We start from the raw sequence: 21,461 nt of genomic DNA on the forward strand, positions 1-21,461 counted from the left end.
CGGTTACTTCAGGCCATACGCCGTGCGTATCAGCGTCAGCGGATGTTTCTGCGGCGGCGCGCCCAGGTTGTTGACGTCAAAGCCCTGGGCAATGTGGTGGCCACCCAGCGGGCAGTCACTGCTGATGACATCGGGCAGGCCGCCATCCTTGTGGTTGGCCATGGCCTTGAACAGCGGCTTGCCGATTTTCATGGCCTGCTGGTGGTAGGGCACCTTGACGCCGAAGGTGCCGGCATGGCCCGAGCAGCGCTCGTGCGTCTGCACGCTGGTGCCGGGCACCATCTTGAGCATTTCCTCGGTTTTCTTGCCGATGTTCTGTACCCGGCCGTGGCAGGGAATCTGGTAGCTGATCTTGCCCAGCGGCGTGGGAAACTCGGTCTTCAGCAGGCCGTCACGCTTGCGCGCCATCAGGTACTCGAAGGGGTCCCACATGTGTTCCTTGACCAGCTGCACCTCGGCGTCATCCGGGTACATCAGCGGGATCTCCTGCTTGAACATCAGCGTGCAGCTGGGCACGGCGCTCAAAATCGCGAAGCCGTCGCGGGCGTATTTGGCCAGCACCGGAATATTGGCTTCCTTGCTGGTGTTCACCGAGTCCAGGTCGCCCAGCTCCAGCTTGGGCATGCCGCAGCATTTTTCCTTTTCCACCAGCACATAGGGCACTTCGTTGTGGTCCAGCACCTTGAGCAGGTCGTGGCCAATGCCCGGTTCGTTGTAGTTGATGTAGCAGGTCGAGTAAATCACGACCTTGCCCGGCGTCTTGGCGCCGTCTTTGACCGGATGCGGCGGTGACTCCAGCGCACCCGAACGGAATTTTTGTGTGGCCAGCTCGGGCAGCCAGGCGTTTTTGTCGACGCCCAGCACCTTTTCCATCACGGCGCGCGCGGGCTTGGTCTTGTTGACCGCGTTGGCCACCTGCACCACGATGGGAATGCCGGCAAATTTGCCATGCACATCGGTGGAGGCCAGAAACCTCTCACCCGCGCCGACCTCGCCCTTCTTGAACTTGATGGCCTTGGCGCGCAGCATGGTGTGCGGAAAGTCGACGTTGAACTCGTGCGGCGGCACATACGGGCACTTGGTCATGTAGCACAGGTCGCACATGTAGCACTGGTTCACCACCTTCCAGTAGTCCTTTTTCTCCACCCCGTCGACTTCGCCGGTTTTGCTCTCATCCACCAGGTCAAACAGGGTAGGGAATGTGCCGCACAGGCTCACACAACGACGGCAACCGTGGCAGATGTCGAAGATGCGCTCCAGTTCATGAAAGGTCGCCTCCTCGTTGTAGAACTGCGGATTTTTCCAGTCAATAGCATGACGGGTAGGTGCTTTCAGATTGCCTTCTGTAGCCATGGCGCTGTCTCTCGTTTTGAGGATGAAGGTTTAAGAAATGGCTCTGCGGCACTGGGGCTTTCGCGGCAGAACTCTTTCTTAAACTCGCTACCCCGGGGATAGCGAGCAGCAGGTACGGACTGTACGGACGACCCGGGGCGCCGTCGCCCGGGTGAGCTACCCGAGACGACGACGCCCTGCAGCCGTTCCAGCACCGGCAGGGCCGGCGCGCCTGCCTGGTCAGTCCACCAGTTCGGCCAGGGCCTTGGTGTAGCGGTTCGCATGCGAACGCTCGGCCTTGGCCAGGGTTTCAAACCAGTCCGCCACTTCATCGTGACCTTCGTCGCGCGCGGTTTTGGCCATGCCCGGGTACATGTCGGTGTACTCGTGGGTTTCGCCTGCTATGGCAGATTTGAGGTTGTCGCGGGTGGCGCCGAAGGGCATGCCGGTGGCGGGGTCGCCGCACTGTTCCAGCCATTCCAGGTGGCCGTGGGCGTGGCCGGTTTCACCTTCTGCAGTCGAGCGGAACAGTGCTGACACATCGTTCTGGCCTTCAACGTCGGCCTTGTTTGCGAAATACAGATAGCGGCGGTTGGCCTGTGATTCGCCGGCAAACGCGGCTTTCAGGTTCTCTTCCGTCCTGGAGCCTTTAAGAGCAGCCATGGAAATCTCCTTCGTGGGTTGATGAATACCTTGCTTGAAGCCTCGGGCAAAGCCAGCCGAAGACGATTCCACCTTAGCGCTGTTGGCGTGACGCGTCCAGTTGCCGCAATCAATGATTGAAATAGCCAATAACTATCAATAGTGACACACTGATAATCACAGACAATTTTACGACTATTAGCAGGATGGAGCTGAGGCGACGGCCCGGAGTCGCCGTTGGCGGGTATTCGCGGCTGCAAGCTAATAGCATTGACGTGATCGGCGTGACGGATCACCATATCTTCAAGAGCATTTACTCGCAATGACCGGCCCGAAGTTGCCGCCAGGGCGATGGCGCGRCCATAAGGGCGGCCAGGAGTTGCAGTAGAAAATCGTGCAAGTACATGCAGAAATGCAGGCAGGAGGGACACCACCCATGCAAGAAGAACATCCGGACTACGCCGAAACCGCCTTCACCAACGGTTATGAATTCACGCAGGGCACCGGCTACCATCTGCCCGAATACCCGTTTATCGCGCCACCCGAACTCACCTCGGGCGAGATCAAACGCCACCCGATTGTCATCGTGGGCGGCGGCATCACCGGCCTGACGCTGGCCTGCCTGCTGGCGCATTACGGTGTGCCGGCGGTGCTGCTCGACGAAGACAACACGGTGGGCGTCAAAGGGGCTTCGTCACGCGGCATTTGTTACGCGCAAAAGACACTCGAAATCTTCAAGCGCCTGGGCATTTACGGGCGCATTGCCGCCAAGGGCGTGCAGTGGAGCGTGGGACGCACCTTTGCCGGCGAGGACGAGGTCTACAGCTTCGACCTGCGCCAGCAGCAAACCCACTCCCTGAGCAAGGAACCGCCCTTCATCAACATCCAGCAGTTTTATGTGGAAGGTTTTCTGGTCGAGCGGATCTACCAGCTGGCCCAGGCCCAACCGGGCGTGGAGCTCCGATGGCGCCAACGGGTTACCGGGTTTGAGCAGAATGCCGAATTTGCGACGCTTTCCATAGACACCCCCGCCGGGGCCTATTCGCTGCAGGCCGACCATGTCATTGACTGCACCGGCTCCCACAGCCCGTTTCGCAACTGGTGCCAGGCCACGGCCACCGCCAAAAAGGGCGACGACCGCTGGTGCATTGCCGACGTGCGTTTCAGCAACCCGCCGCCCGCGGAGCGCCACACCTGGATTGAGGCGCCGTTCAACGAGGGGCGTGCCGTCTGGCAGCACCTGATGGCCGACGGCGTCTGGCGCATCGACTACCAGATGCCGCCCGATGCCGACCTGCAATCGATGAGCCGCGAAGACGTCGTGCGGGCCCGGCTGAACGCCCAGTTCAAGCGCGAGCTGAGTCCGGAGGAATGTGAAATCGTCTGGGTGGGCCCTTACGCCTACCGCAGCGAATGCCTGGACATGCTGCGCCACGGCCGGGTATTTTTTGCCGGCGATGCCGCCCATGTGGTCAGCCCCTTTGGTGCGCGCGGCGGCAACTCGGGGGTGCAGGACGCCGACAACCTGGCCTGGAAGCTGGCCGCCGTGGTGGAGGACCGCGCCGCGCCGCAGCTGCTGGACAGCTACAGCGACGAGCGGCGTGAGGCCGCACAGTTCAACATGCGGGTCACCAACCGCACCACACGCTTTTTGCGTCCCACCGATGGCGCGGAACGCCTGTTTCGCAATGCCGTCCTGAGCCTGGCCAGGCAGCATGCGTTTGCCCGGCAACTGGTCAATACCGGCCGCATGTCTACCCCCAACACCTACACCCACTCCAGCGTTTGCGGCAAGACAGGTGGACTGGCCACGCAAAACTGCGCCCTCACCTGGCCCAACGGGACCCGGGGCGAGCTGATCGATCTGCTCAACTGGGCCGGCAGCCGCCTGCTGCTGCTGGTGTTTGGCGACCTGCCCGTCGCTGCCGCTCGGCGGCTCCAGGAACTGGCCGTGCAAACCGACGTACGCTGCGTGCAGGTGATCCCCCCCGACAGCCGGGCCAGCGCGGTGGAGCACGTGATTGACCAGGAGGGTCATCTGCAGGCCAGCTGCCATGTCTTTGGCCATGCCTGGGCGCTGCTGCGGCCCGACAGCTACGTGGCCGCGACCGGCGAAAGCATTGACACTTCGCTGGTGCATGCCATTGCCATGGCGCTTGGCACCCACTGGAGCCTGCACGGAGAAACCGCATGAAAACCAACGTCAACTTCCAGGATGCCGATGCTTTTTACGAATCCCTGCTCGACGCCCACCAGGGCCTGAGCCGGGAGCAGTCCGAGCTGCTCAATGCCCGCCTGATCCTGCTCATGGCCAACCAGATTGGCAACACGGCGCTGCTGCAAGCCTGCATCGCGGCTGCGGGCGAGGCAGCGACCCGGCCCGCCATGGCCCCGCACTTGCACGGGATTTGAATCGGGCGCATTCTCTGTATATGCCTGTCACGGCGTGTCCCGGGAGTCCATCATGGGTACTTCACTTGTCCGGCCGCTTCTTGCCTTGTCCCTTGCTTTAGCGCTGGCCCCGGGAGCGCTCACTGCGTCATTCGCTGCGAGCCCACTGCCGCCGCCCACGGTTCAGGCTGTGATCGATGCCCTGAGCAAGGCCAACGCAGCGGTTGTCGGCATCCAGGTGACCGCCGTTCCGGATGCCCGGTCGATACAAACACTGGGACGGGAGCGCACCGGCTCGGGCGTGGTGATCGGAGCCGATGGCCTGGTCCTGACGATCGGCTACCTGATGCTCGAAGCGCAGCGAATCGAGGTCGTCACGCAGGACAACAAGAGCTTGCCGGCCACCGCTGTGGCCTACGACATCGCCACAGGTTTTGGCCTGGTCAGGCCCTTGCTGCCCTTGCGCGGCGTGGCACCCGTGACGCTGGGAAATTCGCAGGATGTAACGCCCGGTGAAGCACTGATGGCCGCGACCGGGGCGACCGTCGACGGCGAAGAAGGTGACGTGAGCATGACGCAGCTGGTCAGCAAGCGCGCTTTTTCGGGCAACTGGGAGTACCACATCGACACCGCGCTGTTCACCAGCCCGCCGGTCACCGCAGGCCAGGGCAACCACAGCGGTGCGCCGCTGTTCAACCAGAAGGGCGAGCTGGTCGGCATAGGCTCCCTGCTGGTGATGGACGCCAGCGGCGAAAACCGCCGCCTGCCCGGCAACATGTTCGTACCCATCGATCTGCTCAAGCCCATCCTCGCTGAAATGCAGCAGTCGGGCAGCAGCCGTCAAAGCCACCGGCCGTGGCTGGGCTTGACATCGAATGACCACGAGGGGCGCGTGCAAATCATGCGCGTCAGCGCGGACAGTCCGGCGGAGAATGCCGGCCTGCAGCCAGGCGTGGTGGTACTGGCCGTGGACGGCACCGAAGTCACGACGCTGGAGGGCTTTTACAAGAAACTGTGGGCACGGGCGGCGCCCGACGAGCCGGTCACGCTCACCGTGCGCCAGGGCGATGAAGTCAAGACCATTGTCATCAACCCCGAAGACCGGATGCTGACGCTGAAGAAACCCCCGGGTATCTGAGGGTGCAAAGCGAGGGCTCAACGTGGGGACGCCAAGCCCGCCGATGGCGCAGATGGGGACCACACGGGCACCGACTGGCCAGTCGAATAAAATCGGGGCAGTTACCTCCAACACCAAGCGGCATCCCGGATGCCGCTTTTCCATTGCCCCATGACCAACGCCGCCATCCCCACGCCCGCCAGCCCCGCTCCCGACACCGCCAAGGCGCCTGTTTCCACGCCCGGGCTGGACAGCCTGGCCAAGTCCTTTGAACCGGCGGCCATTGAAAGCCGCTGGGGCCCGCTGTGGGAGCAGAGCGGGCAATACGAGCCCACGCTGGATGCGGCCAAACCGTCGTTTTCCATCCAGCTGCCGCCGCCCAATGTGACCGGCACGCTGCACATGGGCCATGCATTCAACCAGACCATCATGGACTCGCTCACGCGCTACCACCGCATGCGCGGCCACAACACGCTGTGGGTGCCCGGCACCGACCACGCCGGCATTGCCACGCAAATCGTCGTGGAACGGCAGCTGCAGGGTGAAGGTAAAAGCCGCCACGACCTGGGCCGCAAGAACTTTGTCGCCAAGGTCTGGGAGTGGAAAGAGGAATCCGGCTCGACCATCACACGCCAGATGCGCCGCATGGGCGACTCGGTGTCGTGGAAGCACGAGTACTTCACCATGGACCCCAAGATGTCCACGGTGGTCACCGAGACCTTTGTGCGGCTGTATGAGCAGGGCCTGATCTACCGCGGCAAGCGCCTGGTCAACTGGGACCCGATCCTCAAGTCCGCCGTGTCCGACCTGGAAGTGGAGAGCGAGGAGGAAGACGGCTTCCTCTGGCACATCCGTTATCCGCTGGCCGATGGTTCCGGCTCCCTGACGGTTGCCACCACCCGCCCCGAAACCATGCTGGGCGACGTGGCCGTGATGGTCCACCCCGACGATGAACGCTACAAACACCTGATCGGTCAGCGCGTGAAGCTGCCGCTGTGCGACCGCGAGATTCCGGTGATTGCGGACGACTATGTGGACAAGGAATTCGGCACCGGCGTGGTCAAGGTCACGCCCGCGCACGACACCAACGACTATGCCGTGGGCCAGCGCCACCAGTTGCCCATCATCGGCGTGCTGACGCTGGACGCCGCCATCAACGACAACGCGCCTGAAAAATACCGCGGCCTGGACCGCTTCGATGCCCGCAAGTCGGTGGTGGCCGACCTCGAGGAGCAGGGCCTGCTGGTGGAAGTGAAGAAGCACAAGCTCATGGTGCCGCGCTGCGCCCGCACCGGCCAGGTGATCGAACCCATGCTGACCGACCAGTGGTTTGTCGCCATGACCAAGGTCAGCGACCAGGACCCGACCGGCAAATCCATCGCGCAAAAAGCCATCGACGCCGTCGAGAGCGGTGCCGTGAAGTTTGTGCCCGAACAATGGGTCAATACCTACAACCAGTGGATGGGCAACATCCAGGACTGGTGCATTTCGCGCCAGCTCTGGTGGGGCCACCAGATCCCGGCCTGGTATGACGAAGAGGGCAAGGTCTACGTGGCGCGCGACGAGGCCGAAGCGCAGCAGCAGGCACCCGGCAAGAAGCTCACGCGCGACGAAGACGTGCTCGATACCTGGTATTCCTCGGCGCTGGTGCCCTTCTCGTCCATGGGATGGCCCGAGAAAACCAAAGAACTGGACCTGTTCCTGCCATCCAGCGTGCTGGTCACCGGCTACGACATCATCTTTTTCTGGGTCGCCCGGATGATCATGATGACCACGCATTTCACCGGCCAGGTGCCCTTCCACCATGTTTACATCCACGGTCTGGTGAAGGACTCCCACGGCAAGAAGATGAGCAAGTCCGAAGGCAATGTGCTGGATCCGGTCGACCTGATTGACGGCATTGAACTGGCGCCGCTGCTAGACAAGCGCTCGCAGGGCCTGCGCAAGCCGGAGACCGCCCCCCAGGTGCGCAAGAACACCGAAAAAGAATTTCCCGCCGGCATTCCAGGCTATGGCGCCGACGCGCTGCGCTTCACCTTCGCCTCGCTGGCCAGCCTGGGCCGCAGCATCAACTTTGACAGCAAGCGCTGCGAGGGCTACCGAAACTTCTGCAACAAGCTCTGGAACGCCACGCGCTTTGTGCTGATGAACTGCGAAGGCCAGGACTGCGGCCTGGCCGAGCACACCAAGGCGCAATGCGCACCCGGTGGCGAGTTTGAAAACTACCTGAGCTTCTCGCAGGCCGACCGCTGGATTTCATCGACCATGCAGCGCGTGGAAGCTGACGTGGCCAAAGGCTTTGCCGATTACCGCCTCGACAACGTGGCCGGCAGCATTTACCAGTTTGTCTGGGACGAGTTCTGCGACTGGTACCTGGAAATTGCCAAGGTGCAGATCCAGACCGGCACGGATGCGCAAAAGCGCGCCACGCGCCGCACGCTGATCCGCACACTGGAAGGCGTGCTGCGCCTGGCGCATCCGCTGATTCCCTTCATCACCGAAGAGCTGTGGCAAAAAGTGGCGCCGGTGGCGGGGCTCAAAAAAGGCCCCTATATCGGCCAGGCCGCCTACCCGCAAAGCCAGCCCGAAAAAATCGACCCGCAAGCCGAAGCGCATGTGACCAAGCTCAAGACGCTGGTCGATGCCTGCCGCAACCTGCGCGGCGAAATGAATGTCTCGCCGGCCACGCGCCTGCCGCTGTTTGTGCTGGGCGACACCGCCTTCATGAACAGCGTGGCGCCCGTGCTCAAGTCATTGGCCAAGCTCAGCGAAGTGAAGGTGTTTGAGGACGAGGCCGGCTGGGCCGCCGCCGCCCAGGCAGCGCCTGTCGCGGTCGTCGGCGAAGCACACGTCTGCCTGCACATGGAAGTGGATGTGGCCGCCGAAAAAGCGCGACTGGGCAAGGAAGCGACCCGCCTGGAGGGCGAGCTGGTCAAGGTCAACGCCAAGCTCGGCAACGAGGCCTTTGTCACCAAAGTGCCCCCTGCCGTGCTGGAGCAGGAGCGCAAACGCCTGACCGATTTCACGGCGACGCTGGCGAAAATCAGGGACCAGCTGGCGCGCCTGGCATAAGCGCCTAGGTAGCGCCTAGGTAGCGCATAGGCAGGCCGGAGCCGCGGTGCCGGCGCCGGGGCGGGCCAACCGCCTACACCGAGAGGTCCGGTTCGGGCCACTGCGACGGTGAGGCTGCGGCGGGCAGCGAATCCAGCCCACTCTGTGGCGCCCCGATGGCTTCATGCATGCGGTGCGCCACATACCAGCTCGCCCGCAAGCGCGCCTCCCGCGTGTACGACCCCAGGCGCGGGGTGGCAAACAGGTTCTTCAGGCCTTTGAGCGGCGAGGTGTCTCCCGCAAAACCGGGTTCGACACCATCGAGAATGCAGGCCTCGATGCGGCCATCGCCCAGCGCTGCAGCCAGCGCCGCTTCCTCAAACAAATCGCTGCGGCTGATGCCCACCCACAGCTGGTCACGCCTGCAGGCGGCCAGCAATTTGGCATTGACGAAGCCCCTGTACCGCGTGGCATAGACCATCTGCACCGACACCGCATCGGCCTGGCTCACCAGTTCTTGCAGGGAGACCGGCTGAATGCCCAGACGCTCCCAGACGGGCGCAGTGTGGTGCACCGCCGGGTCATAGCCGATCAGGCGAACCCCGAGGCCGCTCAGCATGCCGGCCAGCGTATGCGCGGCGGGCGCCAGGCCCAAAATGCCGACGGTGCTGCCGTGAAGCTCACGCCCTATCTGGGCGCTGGGGTGCTTGTGGCCCATCAGGGCCGATACCAAACCACGGCGGCAAAGCAGCAGCAGGCTGCTCAGCAAATACTCGGCGTTGGAGCGTACATTGGCGCTGCTGGCGTGTACGACCTTGATGTCCCGCTCCTTGCAGGCGTCGATGTCGATGTTGTCCGTGCCAATGTGGAGGCGGCCCACAGCCTTGAGCTTGGGCAGAAAATCCAGAAACCCCCGGGTGACGACGGTTTGCCGGGGAAAGACAATGCCCCTGGTTTTATAAGCCACCTTGCGCAGGGCGATGAGATCGTCAGCCAGTTCGGGACGGTATTCCACGCTGTGCCTGGTTTGAAGCCAGGTCACAGCCTCCGGCACCAATGCATCAAGAAGTAAGATGTCCACCCAGTTGTCCTTTTTGTCCTTTTCCTGCCAATCCGGCTCATCCTGTTCATAGCGCGGTTCGCGCACGCCGACTCGGGATGTCGTCCGACTTCGTGTGCCTCACCGGAGCCGCAACACTTAAGTTTTTTCACAGACCAAAGTCGATGCCAAAATTCACCTTGAACAAAGCCGTTTTCCCCGTTGCCGGGCTCGGTACCCGCTTTCTCCCCGCCACCAAAGCCCAGCCCAAGGAAATGCTGCCCGTCGTGGACAAACCACTCATCCAGTACGCGGTAGAAGAAGCCTATGCGGCGGGCATTCGTCACATGATTTTTGTGACAGGACGCAATAAACGGGCCATCGAAGATCACTTCGACACCGCCTACGAACTCGAAAACGAACTGGAGGTCGCACAAAAGCAGGAATTGCTGGCCTTGGTGCGTTCGGTTCAGCCCGACGACATGAATTTTGCCTATGTCCGGCAGCCCCGTTCGCTCGGCCTCGGTCATGCGGTGCTGTGCGCCGAACACCTGGTGGGCGACGAGCCTTTTGCGGTGCTGCTGGCGGATGACCTGATGGTGGGTCCACCGGGCGGCCTGCCGGTGCTGGCCCAGATGGCCGCGCAATACCAGGAGCTTCACCAGTCGGTGCTGGCGGTGCAGGAAGTGCCCCTGGCGCATACGCGCCGCTACGGCATCGTGGTGGCGCAAGCTGCCAGCCCGGGAGCCAATCCGAGGCTCATGAAGGTGGAAAAAATCGTGGAAAAACCGGCGCCGGAGGTGGCTCCATCCCGCATGGGCGTTGCCGGTCGCTACATTCTCACACCCGCCATTTTTGAGCATATACGCCGCCAGGCGAGCGGTGTAGGGGGCGAAATCCAGCTGACCGATGGCATCTCAAGCCTGCTGGCCGAGGAAACCGTTTATGCCCTGCAATACCAGGGCAAGCGTTACGACTGCGGCAGCAAGGAAGGGTTCCTGGAGGCCACCGTTGAGTTGGCGCTGCAACACCCGGAAGTCGGGCAACACTTTCGCCAATACCTCAGCGGGCTCAAGCTCGACTGAAGGCCGGACCGCGGGGGAAACCCGGGCAGACGGTGGTGAACTTCAGCGCCGCTTCAGCACATGAATGAAGTCGCTGCCGACGACCTGCTGCTCCACCAGTTCATTGCCGGTCTGCTTGGCAAAGGCCTGGAAGTCGCGGGTTGAGCCGGAGTCGGTAGAGACCACGCGCAGCAACTGTCCGCTGAGCATTTCGGTCAGCGCCTTCTTGGCTTTCAGGATGGGCAGCGGGCAATTCAGGCCGCGGGTGTCGAGTTCTTTGTCGATATGCATGCTTATCCTTGGGTTGCTGTTATTTTAAGCACTAACAGGGCGCTGCACAGCCGCCGCCTCCGGTGCCAGCACCAACCCACCGCTATTTCGCTGCTACGCTGTTTCGCTGTTTGTCCGGCCTTTTATTCCGACCTTTTGTCCCACGCCAGAAACTCGGGCTCATAGCCACGCGTGCGCAGCCAGTCAGCCAACGCATAGCCGGTACCCGCAGGCCAGCACTTGAGTTTGTCAAAATCGTACAGCCGGTAATCCACCAACTCCGGCGACAGCCTGACCTCGCCGTTGCAGACGGCATGGTAGGCGATGATGACTTGGTTCATGCGCTGAAAATCGTACACCCCGATCAGGTCCAGCGCGGTGGTGTCCAGGTTGGTTTCTTCCTTGATCTCGCGCCTGATGCCTTCCTGCGGGGTTTCACCTGCCTCCATGAAGCCGGTGATCAGTGCGTACATCTTTCCGGACCAGGCCGCATTGCGCGCCAGCAAAATCTGCCCCTGGTATTCGACCACCGCCGCCAGCACGGGCGTGGGATTGTTCCAGTGGGTGTAATTGCAGGCCGGGCAGCGCAGGCGCGCCTTCTCCCCACTGTCTTCCATTTGCACCACCATGGCCAGCGGCGTCGCACATTGGGGGCAAAAGCGGAATTCGTGGGTCATGGCTGATGCCCCACGAACAACAATTTGCTATATTTTTCATAGCAAACTATCCCAACAAAATATGGGCCTGAAACAGTATTCACGGTCAATCAGGCGGGAAAGACGCCAGTAGACAGGTAGCGGTCGCCGCGGTCGCACACGACGAACACGATCACCGCGTTGCGGACGGTTTTGGCGATTTCCTGCGCCACCCAGCAGGCGCCAGCCGACGAGATACCGGCAAAAATACCCTCTTCGCGCGCCAGCCGGCGGCACATGTCTTCCGCATCGCTCTGGCTGACCAGCACCAGCTCGTCCACATGGCTGGGGTCATAAATTTTGGGCAGGTATTCTTGCGGCCATTTGCGGATGCCGGGAATCCGCGAGCCTTCGCTGGGTTGCGCACCGATGACGCGTATGGCCGGATTTTTCTCCTTCAGGTAGCGCGAAACCCCGGTGATCGTGCCGGTTGTACCCATCGCACTGACAAAATGTGTCACCTTGCCTGACGTATCTGTCCATATTTCGGGGCCGGTGGTCTCGTAATGGATGCGCGGATTGTCCTGGTTGGCAAACTGGTCCAGCACCCGGCCTTTGCCCTCGTTTTGCATCTGCTCGGCCAGATCCCGGGCGTGTTCCATGCCGCCGCTTTTGGGCGTGAGCACCAGCTCGGCGCCAAACGCCTTCATTGTCTGGGCGCGCTCAATGCTCAGGTCCTCCGGCATGATCAGCACCATGCGGTAGCCCTTGATGGCCGCCGCCATGGCCAGCGCGATGCCGGTGTTGCCCGAGGTGGCCTCAATGAGGGTGTCGCCGGGCTTGATGTCGCCGCGCTCCTCGGCGCGCTTGATCATGGAAAGGGCGGGCCTGTCCTTGACGGAGCCGGCCGGATTGTTGCCTTCGAGTTTGCCGAGGATGACGTTGTTGCGTTCGGTGTTTTCAGCGAATGCGATGCGCTGCAACGCGACCAACGGCGTTTTGCCGATCGCGTCTTCAATGGTTGGATAGTTCATACGCCACACTGTGCCATAATTTCGGTCTTCGCTTCTTTCCGCCCGGGTGGTGAAATTGGTAGACGCAGGGGACTCAAAAAGAGGTTTGTGTACCTTTTTTTGAACTCCGTGAACACCACGCAACACCAGGCGGGATAACGGTTTATGGCGACTGGTCGAATAGAGCCCCAAAGGGCTTGTTGAGACCTAGGAGCCAAATAGGAGCCACGGCGAAAAGCCAAGAGGCAACAAGTAGAATTGAAATGTTGATCTGACATATTGAGCCTGCGGCGAGATGGAAGATCAACCAAGGTTGAACAGAAAATTCTGGCCCAGTCCAGAGGATTCAAAGCCCGGGTGGTGAAATTGGTAGACGCAGGGGACTCAGACCAAATTTGAGCCCTCTTGAAGAAATTCTTGAGGTGAAGCCCGTCAAACTCGGCGAAGGCCCTGGACGCAAGTCCGAGCTAATACCGAGCCAAGCCCTCGTACCGAAAGGTTGAGGGAAGGTGTAGAGAGCAGACGGCGGGCACCTAAAGTCGAAAGACTATGGTGAAGGCGTGCTCCAGACCACGAACTCTCGTATTGAGGGGCGGCGAAAGCCGAAGTGGTAAGAAAATCCCCCGCCGCAAGGCGTGCCGGTTCGATTCCGGCCCCGGGCACCACCACAGGGCCCTTCCAGCGATGGAAGGGCCTATTTTTTTGTACCTCCTTCAGGCAGCGCATCAGCTCCGATTGCGCCGGTTAAGCCGTTGGCAGCTAGCCTTCGAGTCAAGGCGTCTGGCCCGGCGGCATGCTGCTTCTTGAATCCCCGATCCCGCATCATGAACGATTCCAGCATATGCGGAATCAACGTTACGACATCGACCGGCTCGCCGTAGGCCTGCGCATGCAACGCCGCATAGCGCTCCAGATCAGCCTTCAATGTCGTCGTCAGCACAATAGTCAACTTCACCGTCTCGTGCCTCGGCAGAGGACCCAACCGCAGCTTGCCGACATTCTTGCTCATTGGGAAGACCCCCTAATAAAGAACAGCGGCTGATACGGTCGCAAAATCAAGGCCTTGCTCACGATCACCCGCATCGGAAACCCCGGCCGAATCGTCAGCGTCGGCTGAACACTCATGTTCCGTTTGGTGATCTCTTGACCAACCTGGTTCACCGTATCCTGCGCACCCTGGCGCACTGCGACGATCACCTTGCCATCACTCGCGCTGCGATCCGGCGCCGCCAGTTCGGCCCCCACGCCCAGCAGCGTTGACAACGCCGCACCCGCAAGAATCCGGTCCCAATGCCAATCAGCACCATCCTCCAGCCCGGCATAACCCGCCGGATCGATGCCAGGCAGGCGGTCCAGGGAAATCGACGACGTGTCCGGCAGGATCAGCCGCGTCCACACCAGCAAAACCCGCCGCTGACCAAAGGACACCTGGCTGTCATAGCGCCCGATCAGCCGTGAGCCCTGCGGAATCAGCAGATAACGCCCCGTGGCCGTGTCGTAGACCGCTTCCGTCACATTGGCAATCACCTGCCCCGGCAAGTCGGAATTGATGCCRGTCACCAGCGCGGCCGGAATGACGGTGCCCGCCATCACTTGGTAAGGCGAGACAGGCATCTGCAGGCTGGCCAGATTGCGCGTAGCCGTGTCACCCGCATTCGCAACAAAGGCTGCCTTTTGTTCCTGCCGGTTCTGCGCAGCGGTCGGGTCGGCCACCAGCGCAGTGGCAGTCGTCGGCCCCATCGGATTGAACGGCTGGTTGCCCGACACCGGTGCGGATGGACTGCCAGCCGAAGCCGTGGCCGCAGCCATTGCCGGCTTCGCATCATTGCCACTGCTCCTAAAAAACACCGTAGAGCGTGCCGCTTCCTCCGCATCACGCAACCGTGTCAGACGATCTGCATGCGCTGGATCGTTGTACGCCGCCGACACATTCGCCTGGCGCTGGCGCTCGGCACTGACGATAGCTGGCCCCAAATCACCCGGCAGCGGTTCGCCCAACACAGGTATTGCAGGTTTGACCGGGACCGGTATCTTCGAGTAATCCTTGGGCAACTGATCCAGACTCTCGGCCTGCGAGACCCTATCCACGTTGTACAACTCGATCGCCGGGTTGCGCTCGCGCTTGTGAGTCTGCAGCGACCACAGGGTGCCGCCGAGCACGGCGGCGGCCAGCGTGCCCGCACCAAGCGCCAGCATGCGCCTATTCAGCCGCACCACCGGACGCGGTGGAGCACGCAAAGTCATGGTGTCCGGATCGACCTTAGGGGGCACCGGCGTGTCAGCCTGCGGTGTGGCGGGTGTACTCATGCTCAGTTCCTCCGCGCCGTACTGGCAACCCCATCGGTGCGCTCAATCCGCACCACCTGAGCCTTGTCCGCCCCAAGTCGCAACTCAGCGGCACCAAACAGCCGATCCACCACGTAATACGGTGACCGGAAACGGTAGTTCACCAATTGCCCATCACCTTGCGGCCCAATCACGAACAGCGGCGGCAACTCGCCCTGCGCGATACCCCCAGGAAACTGGATGTACACCCGCTGCCCGTCATCGAAAGCACGCAGCGGCCTCCACGGCGGGCTGTCGCCGGTGATGGCATAGCGGAACTTGATCTGCTCCAGCGACAAGCCGGAATCGACTGGCGCAGCCACTTGAGCCTGCTGCGCCTGCTTCTGCAAGGCCAGCATCCGGTCCTTGGGGTAATCCCAGGACACCGAAGCCATCCAGGCCTGCGGCGTCGAAGACAGCTCCAGCAGGTACATGCGCCGGTTCGTGGTGATGACCAGGTTGGTCTTCAGACCGGTGCGGGTGGGTTTCACGAGAACGGTCACACGTAAGCTGGTGCCTGAGCCGCTGGCCGTGTCCCCCACAATCCAGCGCACCGTGTCCCCCGCCGAAACGGTCACCAGTTCCTCACCCTCTTGCAGCGCAACGACGGTCACCCTCCCTGGACTTGTGTAGACCTGGTATAGCGCACCATCGGCATACGGCCAGACCTGGATGGCATTGACGTAGCCCTCCCGGCTCGGCGCCACACGCGCCTCCAGATTGGCGCGCGAGACACGGATCTTTTCGTCGGCAGCTTCCGGTGGGGTCTTCGTCTCTGCTTCAGTCGACAGAGGCTTTAACTGTGCCGGCAGTGGCAGCGGCTCGGGCAGCGTCACCACCTCGATGGGCTTGGGTAGTTCCGGCAGCAACTGTGCGGCCACGGGTTCATCCAATGTGATGGCGGGCGGCGGCTTGCCGTGCGTGGCGCAGCCGGTGATGGTCGCCAGGGTGGTGACCATTACCAACGGCAAAGCGTAAATACGGAAATGTGTCTTCATGGTTTTACTCCTTGTGTCGCTTCGAGTTCACGGCTCCAGGACAGGCCGTTGACGTAGATGCCCAGTGGATTGCGTCGCAAGCGTTCTTCGGTGTGCGGCGGTTGCAACACCACCGAGACCACTGCCGTCCAGCGCTCCGTGCCCGAAGGTGCACCATTCGCATAACTGCGCTCGATCCAGCGAATCTGGAACGAAGATTCGCTGGCCCGCACAACGCTCGTGACCTCCACCGAAACAGAGTTCTTCCCTATGCGAGCAAAAGGATCATTGGCGCGCGCATAGTCATTCAGCGTGGCCGCGCCCTTGTCCGTGGTGTACTCATAAGCTTCGAGCCAGTTCTGCCGTACCACGATGGGATCAATCGACAGCGAACGCACGTCGGTGAGAAAGCGCGCCAAGTGATAGGCGATCTGCGCGTCATTCGGTTTGTACGGCGTGGCAGCTTCACCAACTGCACGCACCTGACCGGCGCTGTCCACCTCGACGACATAGGGTGTCACGATGGACTGTGCGGAGCGCCAGACCAATCCTCCCGCCATCAGCAAAGCCAGGCTCAAACAACCAAAGGCCATCAGCCGCCAGTTCTTGGCTTGCACGCGGGCACTGCCGATGCGCTGATCCCAGACCTGTGCGGCAGCCTGGTACGGGGTGACGGGTTCGGGCGTGTCCGAGTAACGCACCTGGGGTCGTTTGAATAACATGAAGTGATCTCCTTAATGGTTCGAGGGGTCGCGCAGGCTCGGGCTGGCTCCGCCCCCGCCGTGGTCACCTGAGCGCAGCGTGTGGGCGGCGGTAGAAACCCCGTGCGAAAGACGCTGGTTGCGTTGCAAGCGCTTCGCCCAGGCCGGTGCAGGAGGCTGTGCGTCGGCGCTCATAGCACCTGTGCCAGTTGTGGCACCTGCGGCTGAAGCCGGTGCAGCCGCTTCAGGTACAGCCGATGCAACGCGATCTTTGACAGCCTTGGCACCTGCCGCGACACGCTGGCCGACGGCGCTCGCACCCGTCTTCGCCACATTGGCCAGACCTGCCCCTGCAGCGCGAACACCGCCACCGCCCGATGCTGTGGCACCTGCCTGGTAGGCGGACTTCGCACCAGCAGCCATCGTGCTGGCCGAACGGGCGGCGCTGGCACCACCCCCCATAGCCGCACGTGCCGCCCCCGGTGCCATACGCGCACCGGCGGCTACGGCAGCACCGCCGGCGGCAATGGCTGCGCCACCTGCCACGGCCAGCCCAGCGGCACCGAGCATCGTTCCCGCCGCAGCACCCGCGCCCAACTGCGGCGCGCCCGATACCAGCCCGGTCGCGATGCCGGGACCAAAGATGCCCAAACCCAGCAACGTGAGCGACGCCAGCATGATGACCAGCGCATGGTCAATCGAGGGTTCCGTCCCCGGTGGGGTCTGGAACTCCGCAAACAAGCCTGAGCCAATACCGACAATCACGGCCAGCACCAGCACCTTGATGCCAGATGACACCACATTGCCCAGCACCCGCTCGGCCAGGAACGCCGTCTTGTTCCACAGCGCAAAAGGCACCAGCACGAACCCCGCCAGTGTCGTCAGCTTGAACTCGATCAGCGTCACAAACAGCTGAACCGCTAGCACGAAGAAACTCACAATGATCACCAGCCAGGCCAGAAACAATACGCTGATGACATCAAGATTGGCGAACACCTCGGGAAAACCAGTCAGGTCGCTGATCTGCGCCATGATGGGCCGACCCGCATCCACGCCGGCTTGGGCGAGCCGTCCCGGCTGCAGCAACTGCGCCTGCGTCATCGAAGAGCCAGACGCCACCAGCCCGAGCCCGGAAAAGGATCGAAACACAATGCCCGCCAGGTTGTTGAAGTTGCCGATGATGAAGGCAAAGGCTCCGACATACAGTACCTTCTTGACCAGCTTGGCTATCACGTCGTCACCACCCCCACTGGCATGGCTCATGGCCCAGAACAAGCCTGCCAGCGTCATATCGATCCCGACCAACGTGGCCGTCAGGAATGCCACCTCGCCATGCAACAAGCCAAAACCCGAATCGATGTAGCGCGAAAAAACATCCAGAAAGCGGTCGATGACCGACAGGTCGTTCATCGTGTCCCGTCCTTCGACGAGGAAACGGCAGATGCAGCGGGCTGCGGTGCTGCTGCTGGGGACACATAAGGCGTATAGGGCGTCCCCGTGCCCATGAAGCGCCGCCGCGTGGCCTCGGACACCGCTCCGCAGACAGCATCCCCCACTTTGGCATGGTCAGCCTTGCACTGGGCGCGAAGTTCTTTCAGGCGCTCGGGATTCGCGACCAGTGATTCGACCGTGTCAGTCGGTGCCGACTTTCCGCAACCCGCTATGAGCGATACCGACAACGCCAGCGCAATACTCAGAAGCTGTTTCATGGTGATCCCCTCAGTTGCTGTAAAAGTTCACGGTGTACGGGGTGTAAGGCGTACCCTCACCCTGAAAGCGCTGACGCACCTCGCGCGCACGCTCCTGTACCGCCACCTGCCGCGCCTGCTCCAAGGCGGTTGCCCGGTCCTGCGTGATTTGGAGCTGCTGCGCCTGGATCGCTTGGCGGGACTGCAAGGCCAGCAACTGATTGGTTGCCTGCGTGGCCTGCAGCGCGCCGACTGCCGACTGACTGCGATTCACGAGGTCGGTCAGCGTTTGCTCGTCAGACCTGAAGTTCTGCACCGCCTGCGACTGCACCTTCGTCGCCGTGCGCAACGCCTCCAACGAGTTGCGCCAGCGTTGGCGTGCGTCAACTGCCATCTGACCGCCTGAGGTGGACGCGGAATACGCATTCGGGTAAAGCCGGGAGAACTCCGTCTCCATCTGCGACACATTAAAGGCCATGCCCTGCGCCTGCTGAATCAACTGGTTCGTCGCAGACAGCGCGGACCGCAGCTCAGCCAACGCACTAAAGTCCAGACCCGTCAGGTTCCTGGCCTGGTTCATCAGCATCTGGGCCTCGTTCTGCAACTGCCGGATCTGGTTGTTGATCTGTTCCAGGGTGCGGGCGGCGGTCAGGATGTTCTGGGAATAATTGGACGGGTCGAATACGACCCACTGGGCCTGTGCAGCGGGCATGGCGGTCACAAGCAAAGCCGTGGTAACGGCCAGCAAGGTCTTCTTCATGAAGATTTCTCCTGATGTGATGGAAACGAAGGAAACGACGGAATGAGGTCCGCAGCCCAATCCAAACCCCGATGTCGCAGCCATGCGCTTGCAAAGTCCACACGCGGGACGGACGCCGACACCGCATCCATGGCACGCTGGTCCTCGGGTTTGGCAGCACCAGCAAATGCCAAAGCCACCGGCCCGAGCCCCAAGTCAAAGACCCGGTTGCCCAGTCGCGACTGGTAGTAATAGTCCCGTTTGGGCTGCGCCTGCGCGACGATGTCGATCTGCCGACTGTTGAGCCCGAAGCCTTCGTAGATGACGCGAATTTGCGGCTCGGTCGCCTGCGGGTTGGGAAGGAAGATGCGGCTGGCGCAGCTCTCAATAATGGCCGGGGCAATGGCGGAATCCTTGATGTCCGCCAGCGACTGCGTCGCAAAAATCACTGACACATTCTTCTTGCGCAAGGTCTTGAGCCACTGGCGAATGCGGGACGCAAACACCGGGTCGTCCAGGAACAGCCAGGCTTCGTCCAGAATCAGCAGCGTCGGAGCCCCATCAAAACGTTCTTCGAAACGCGCGAACAGGTAACCCAGAACCGCCAGCATTGCCGCCTTGCTGTGCATCAGCTCTTCCATCTCGAAGCCTTGCATGTCGGCGGAACCCAATCGGTCCGAATCCGCGTCCAGCAGCTTGCCGTGCGCGCCACCCAGCACATAGGGCTGTAAGGCCTGGCGCAAGGCGTTCGATTGCAGCAGCACGGACAGGCCCGTCATGGTGCGCTGATTGACCGGCGCACTGGCCAGGCTGTTCAAAGCCGACCAGACCGCATCCTTCTCGGCTGGGCCAACCGGGACGCCTTCGTGAATCAAACGCCCGGCTATCCATTCCGCCGCCCAAGCGCGGTAGCCATCGTGGTCAATGCGCGCCAGCGGTTGGAAGGAAATAGAGCCCTCGGCACCACCATCCTTTCCCAGGTCATAGTGCTCGCCGCCTAACCCGAGAATGGTGGCGCGAATGGAACGGCCCATGTCGAAGGCCAGAATGCGCGAGCCGGCGTAGCGCCGGAACTGCATGGCCAAGGTGGCCAGCAAGACCGACTTACCCATGCCGATGGGACCCACCACCAGCGTATTACCCACGTCGCCGATGTGCGTGAGCAACCGGAACGGCGTCGCGCCATCGGTGCGCGTCACGATCAGGGGTGGCCCGTCCAGGTGCGCATTGCGGTCCTGCCCGGCCCAGACCGCTGACACCGGCATCATGTGGGCCAGGTTCAAGGTCGAAACAATGGGCTGGCGCACGTTGGCATAGGCATGTCCCGGAATGGACGACAGCCAGGCATCCACCGCATTCAGGGTTTCCGGGTTCGTGACAAAACCGCGGCCCTGAATGGTTCGCTCCACGGCGCGCAGCTTCTCATCGGCGGCAGTGGCATCGGTATCCATTACTGTCACCGTCGCCGTCACATACCCGAAGGACACCTGGTCACTGCCCAGTTCCTGCAAGGCCGCATCGGCATCCGTCGCCTTGTTCGACGCATCGGAATCAACCAGCGGGCTTTCCTGCTGGAAGATGGTCTCACGCAGCAACGCCACGATGTCCTTGCGTTTGGCGAACCACTGGCGGCGCAAGCGCGTCAGTTCCTTCTCCGCCTCAGCCTTGTCCAGACACAGGAAACGCGTGCTCCAACGGTAAGCAAAACCCAAACGGTTCAGGTCGTCCAGCAAACCCGGCCAGGTCGAGGTAGGAAAGCCCCGCACCGACAGCACACGCAGGTGCTGATTTCCAAGCATGGGGGCGAGCCCACCCGTCAATGGTTCGTCCGCCAGCAAGGCATCCAGATGCATCGGCACCTCGGGCACAGCCACCGGATGCCGGCGCGTAGACACACAGCCGTGCAGGTAGGTCAAGGTCTGACCATCGTCCAGCCAGGCAATCTCTGGCATCACCCCTTCGAGCAGGCCAAAGAAGCGTTCAGTCTCCGACACGAAGCCCTCCAGCCGCCCTCTCCAATTTGGCCAGTCCACGCCCTCGGCCTTGGTGTTCTCGTACAGCAGCTTGGCGGCACGCGCCTGAGACTCTTCCGGCGGCAGGTACAGCAGCGTCAGGTGATAGGCACTCTCGAAGTGGCTTGCCGCCTCCTCGAAAGCTGCCCGGCGCTCTTCATCAACCAGCCAGGACAGCGGTTCAGGAAAAACTGATTTCGGGTAGTCAGCCGCTTCGCTGCGCTCGGCCTCGACAAACAGGGCCCAACCCGACCCCAGCCGGCGCAACGCGTTGTTCAAACGCGCGGAGGTCGCTACCAGCTCGCCCTGCGTCGCACTGTCCAGGTCCGGCCCACGGAAACGTGCCGTGCGCTGGAACGAACCGTCCTTGTTCAGCACGACGCCCGGCGCGACCATTCCGGCCCAGGGCAGCCAGTCGGCCAGCAAGGCCGGGCGTTTGCGGTATTCGGCGAGGTGCATCATGCT

General features: G+C 62.0%; 19 protein-coding genes. 5 read left to right on the forward strand and 14 right to left on the reverse strand.

Features of this window, described 5'->3' with window-relative positions; all coding sequences use genetic code 11:
* Nucleotides 1-3: 3 nt before the first annotated feature.
* Together AC1DUB_RS01715 and AC1DUB_RS01720 are read right to left on the reverse strand one after the other, a co-directional pair.
* Entirely contained in the window at nt 4-1,353 is a 1,350-nt protein-coding gene (locus AC1DUB_RS01715) for a heterodisulfide reductase-related iron-sulfur binding cluster (protein ID WP_477728025.1), read from the reverse strand.
* A gap of 219 nt (nt 1,354-1,572) precedes the next feature.
* Nucleotides 1,573-1,995, reverse strand: a complete 423-nt coding sequence (locus AC1DUB_RS01720; RefSeq protein ID WP_011484607.1) for a rubrerythrin family protein — start codon at nt 1,993-1,995, stop codon at nt 1,573-1,575.
* Between the two features lie 415 nt (nt 1,996-2,410).
* Here AC1DUB_RS01720 and AC1DUB_RS01725 point away from each other — a divergent pair, with 415 nt between their 5' ends.
* The 4 genes from AC1DUB_RS01725 (at nt 2,411) to AC1DUB_RS01740 (ending at nt 8,554) form a co-directional block, all read left to right on the forward strand.
* The gene (locus AC1DUB_RS01725; protein WP_477728026.1) at nt 2,411-4,168 is read left to right on the forward strand and encodes an FAD-dependent monooxygenase; all 1,758 of its coding nucleotides are present in this window, start codon (nt 2,411-2,413) and stop codon (nt 4,166-4,168) included.
* Nucleotides 4,165-4,386 carry a DUF2783 domain-containing protein gene (locus AC1DUB_RS01730; RefSeq protein WP_477720450.1) on the forward strand — a complete coding sequence of 74 codons (222 nt, stop codon included), beginning with the start codon at nt 4,165-4,167 and terminating at the stop codon, nt 4,384-4,386. Before AC1DUB_RS01725 ends, AC1DUB_RS01730 begins: the two co-directional genes overlap by 4 nt.
* 52 nt (nt 4,387-4,438) lie before the next feature.
* On the forward strand, nt 4,439-5,503 hold the full coding sequence (locus AC1DUB_RS01735) for a S1C family serine protease (RefSeq protein ID WP_477728027.1): 1,065 nt from the start codon (nt 4,439-4,441) through the stop codon (nt 5,501-5,503).
* 150 nt (nt 5,504-5,653) lie between these two features.
* Complete coding sequence (locus AC1DUB_RS01740; RefSeq protein WP_477728028.1) at nt 5,654-8,554, forward strand: valine--tRNA ligase; 2,901 nt, start codon at nt 5,654-5,656, stop codon at nt 8,552-8,554.
* A 73-nt stretch (nt 8,555-8,627) separates the two neighbouring features.
* Here the strand turns inward: AC1DUB_RS01740 and AC1DUB_RS01745 are convergent, their stop codons facing one another.
* Complete coding sequence (locus tag AC1DUB_RS01745) at nt 8,628-9,614, reverse strand: NAD(P)-dependent oxidoreductase (protein ID WP_477728029.1); 987 nt, start codon at nt 9,612-9,614, stop codon at nt 8,628-8,630.
* Nucleotides 9,615-9,757: 143 nt separating this feature from the next.
* Between AC1DUB_RS01745 and galU the strand changes: the two genes are divergently transcribed.
* On the forward strand, nt 9,758-10,657 hold the full coding sequence (gene galU, locus AC1DUB_RS01750) for a UTP--glucose-1-phosphate uridylyltransferase GalU (RefSeq protein WP_477728030.1): 900 nt from the start codon (nt 9,758-9,760) through the stop codon (nt 10,655-10,657).
* A gap of 42 nt (nt 10,658-10,699) precedes the next feature.
* Here galU and AC1DUB_RS01755 read toward each other — a convergent pair whose 3' ends face one another.
* The 11 genes from AC1DUB_RS01755 to trbE all read right to left on the reverse strand — a co-directional run bounded on the left by AC1DUB_RS01755 (nt 10,700) and on the right by trbE (nt 21,458).
* A complete protein-coding gene (locus AC1DUB_RS01755; RefSeq protein WP_477720455.1) occupies nt 10,700-10,927 on the reverse strand; it encodes a sulfurtransferase TusA family protein in 228 nt (75 codons plus the stop codon).
* Nucleotides 10,928-11,049: 122 nt separating this feature from the next.
* Nucleotides 11,050-11,583, reverse strand: a complete 534-nt coding sequence (locus tag AC1DUB_RS01760; RefSeq protein WP_477728031.1) for an NUDIX domain-containing protein — start codon at nt 11,581-11,583, stop codon at nt 11,050-11,052.
* Nucleotides 11,584-11,672: 89 nt separating this feature from the next.
* A complete protein-coding gene (gene cysM / locus AC1DUB_RS01765) occupies nt 11,673-12,575 on the reverse strand; it encodes a cysteine synthase CysM (protein WP_477728032.1) in 903 nt (300 codons plus the stop codon).
* Between the two features lie 673 nt (nt 12,576-13,248).
* Nucleotides 13,249-13,563: a DUF2274 domain-containing protein gene (locus tag AC1DUB_RS01770; protein WP_477728033.1), complete on the reverse strand. Its 315-nt coding sequence runs from the start codon at nt 13,561-13,563 to the stop codon at nt 13,249-13,251.
* Entirely contained in the window at nt 13,560-14,861 is a 1,302-nt protein-coding gene (locus AC1DUB_RS01775) for a TraB/TrbI/VirB10 family type IV secretion system protein (RefSeq protein ID WP_477728034.1), read from the reverse strand. Before AC1DUB_RS01775 ends, AC1DUB_RS01770 begins: the two co-directional genes overlap by 4 nt.
* Nucleotides 14,862-14,863: 2 nt before the next feature.
* Entirely contained in the window at nt 14,864-15,877 is a 1,014-nt protein-coding gene (gene trbG / locus AC1DUB_RS01780; protein WP_477728035.1) for a P-type conjugative transfer protein TrbG, read from the reverse strand.
* Nucleotides 15,874-16,578 (reverse strand): conjugal transfer protein TrbF, encoded by a 705-nt coding sequence (gene trbF, locus AC1DUB_RS01785; protein WP_477728036.1) that lies wholly within the window; start codon nt 16,576-16,578, stop codon nt 15,874-15,876. The genes trbG and trbF overlap by 4 nt, the downstream gene beginning before the upstream one ends.
* A 12-nt stretch (nt 16,579-16,590) precedes the next feature.
* On the reverse strand, nt 16,591-17,967 hold the full coding sequence (gene trbL / locus AC1DUB_RS01790; protein ID WP_477728037.1) for a P-type conjugative transfer protein TrbL: 1,377 nt from the start codon (nt 17,965-17,967) through the stop codon (nt 16,591-16,593).
* Complete coding sequence (locus AC1DUB_RS01795) at nt 17,964-18,266, reverse strand: EexN family lipoprotein (protein WP_477728038.1); 303 nt, start codon at nt 18,264-18,266, stop codon at nt 17,964-17,966. The genes trbL and AC1DUB_RS01795 overlap by 4 nt, the downstream gene beginning before the upstream one ends.
* 10 nt (nt 18,267-18,276) lie before the next feature.
* Nucleotides 18,277-19,005, reverse strand: coding sequence for a P-type conjugative transfer protein TrbJ (trbJ, locus tag AC1DUB_RS01800; protein ID WP_477728039.1), 729 nt, complete (start codon nt 19,003-19,005; stop codon nt 18,277-18,279).
* Nucleotides 19,002-21,458 (reverse strand): conjugal transfer protein TrbE, encoded by a 2,457-nt coding sequence (gene trbE / locus AC1DUB_RS01805; protein ID WP_477728040.1) that lies wholly within the window; start codon nt 21,456-21,458, stop codon nt 19,002-19,004. The genes trbJ and trbE overlap by 4 nt, the downstream gene beginning before the upstream one ends.
* Between the last annotated feature and the right edge of the window lie 3 nt (nt 21,459-21,461).

The organism is Polaromonas sp. P4_F9, assembly GCF_056401235.1.

Coding starts and splice junctions, on each gene's coding strand:
- AC1DUB_RS01760 (WP_477728031.1), bottom strand. CDS start 11,583: ATGACCCACGAATTCCGCTTTTGCCCCCAATGTGCGACGCCGCTGGCC.
- AC1DUB_RS01730 (WP_477720450.1), top strand. CDS start 4,165: ATGAAAACCAACGTCAACTTCCAGGATGCCGATGCTTTTTACGAATCC.
- AC1DUB_RS01720 (WP_011484607.1), bottom strand. CDS start 1,995: ATGGCTGCTCTTAAAGGCTCCAGGACGGAAGAGAACCTGAAAGCCGCG.
- AC1DUB_RS01770 (WP_477728033.1), bottom strand. CDS start 13,563: ATGAGCAAGAATGTCGGCAAGCTGCGGTTGGGTCCTCTGCCGAGGCAC.
- AC1DUB_RS01715 (WP_477728025.1), bottom strand. CDS start 1,353: ATGGCTACAGAAGGCAATCTGAAAGCACCTACCCGTCATGCTATTGAC.
- AC1DUB_RS01735 (WP_477728027.1), top strand. CDS start 4,439: ATGGGTACTTCACTTGTCCGGCCGCTTCTTGCCTTGTCCCTTGCTTTA.
- AC1DUB_RS01795 (WP_477728038.1), bottom strand. CDS start 18,266: ATGAAACAGCTTCTGAGTATTGCGCTGGCGTTGTCGGTATCGCTCATA.
- AC1DUB_RS01740 (WP_477728028.1), top strand. CDS start 5,654: ATGACCAACGCCGCCATCCCCACGCCCGCCAGCCCCGCTCCCGACACC.
- trbJ (WP_477728039.1), bottom strand. CDS start 19,005: ATGAAGAAGACCTTGCTGGCCGTTACCACGGCTTTGCTTGTGACCGCC.
- AC1DUB_RS01725 (WP_477728026.1), top strand. CDS start 2,411: ATGCAAGAAGAACATCCGGACTACGCCGAAACCGCCTTCACCAACGGT.
- trbG (WP_477728035.1), bottom strand. CDS start 15,877: ATGAAGACACATTTCCGTATTTACGCTTTGCCGTTGGTAATGGTCACC.
- trbE (WP_477728040.1), bottom strand. CDS start 21,458: ATGATGCACCTCGCCGAATACCGCAAACGCCCGGCCTTGCTGGCCGAC.
- galU (WP_477728030.1), top strand. CDS start 9,758: ATGCCAAAATTCACCTTGAACAAAGCCGTTTTCCCCGTTGCCGGGCTC.
- trbF (WP_477728036.1), bottom strand. CDS start 16,578: ATGTTATTCAAACGACCCCAGGTGCGTTACTCGGACACGCCCGAACCC.
- AC1DUB_RS01755 (WP_477720455.1), bottom strand. CDS start 10,927: ATGCATATCGACAAAGAACTCGACACCCGCGGCCTGAATTGCCCGCTG.
- trbL (WP_477728037.1), bottom strand. CDS start 17,967: ATGAACGACCTGTCGGTCATCGACCGCTTTCTGGATGTTTTTTCGCGC.
- cysM (WP_477728032.1), bottom strand. CDS start 12,575: ATGAACTATCCAACCATTGAAGACGCGATCGGCAAAACGCCGTTGGTC.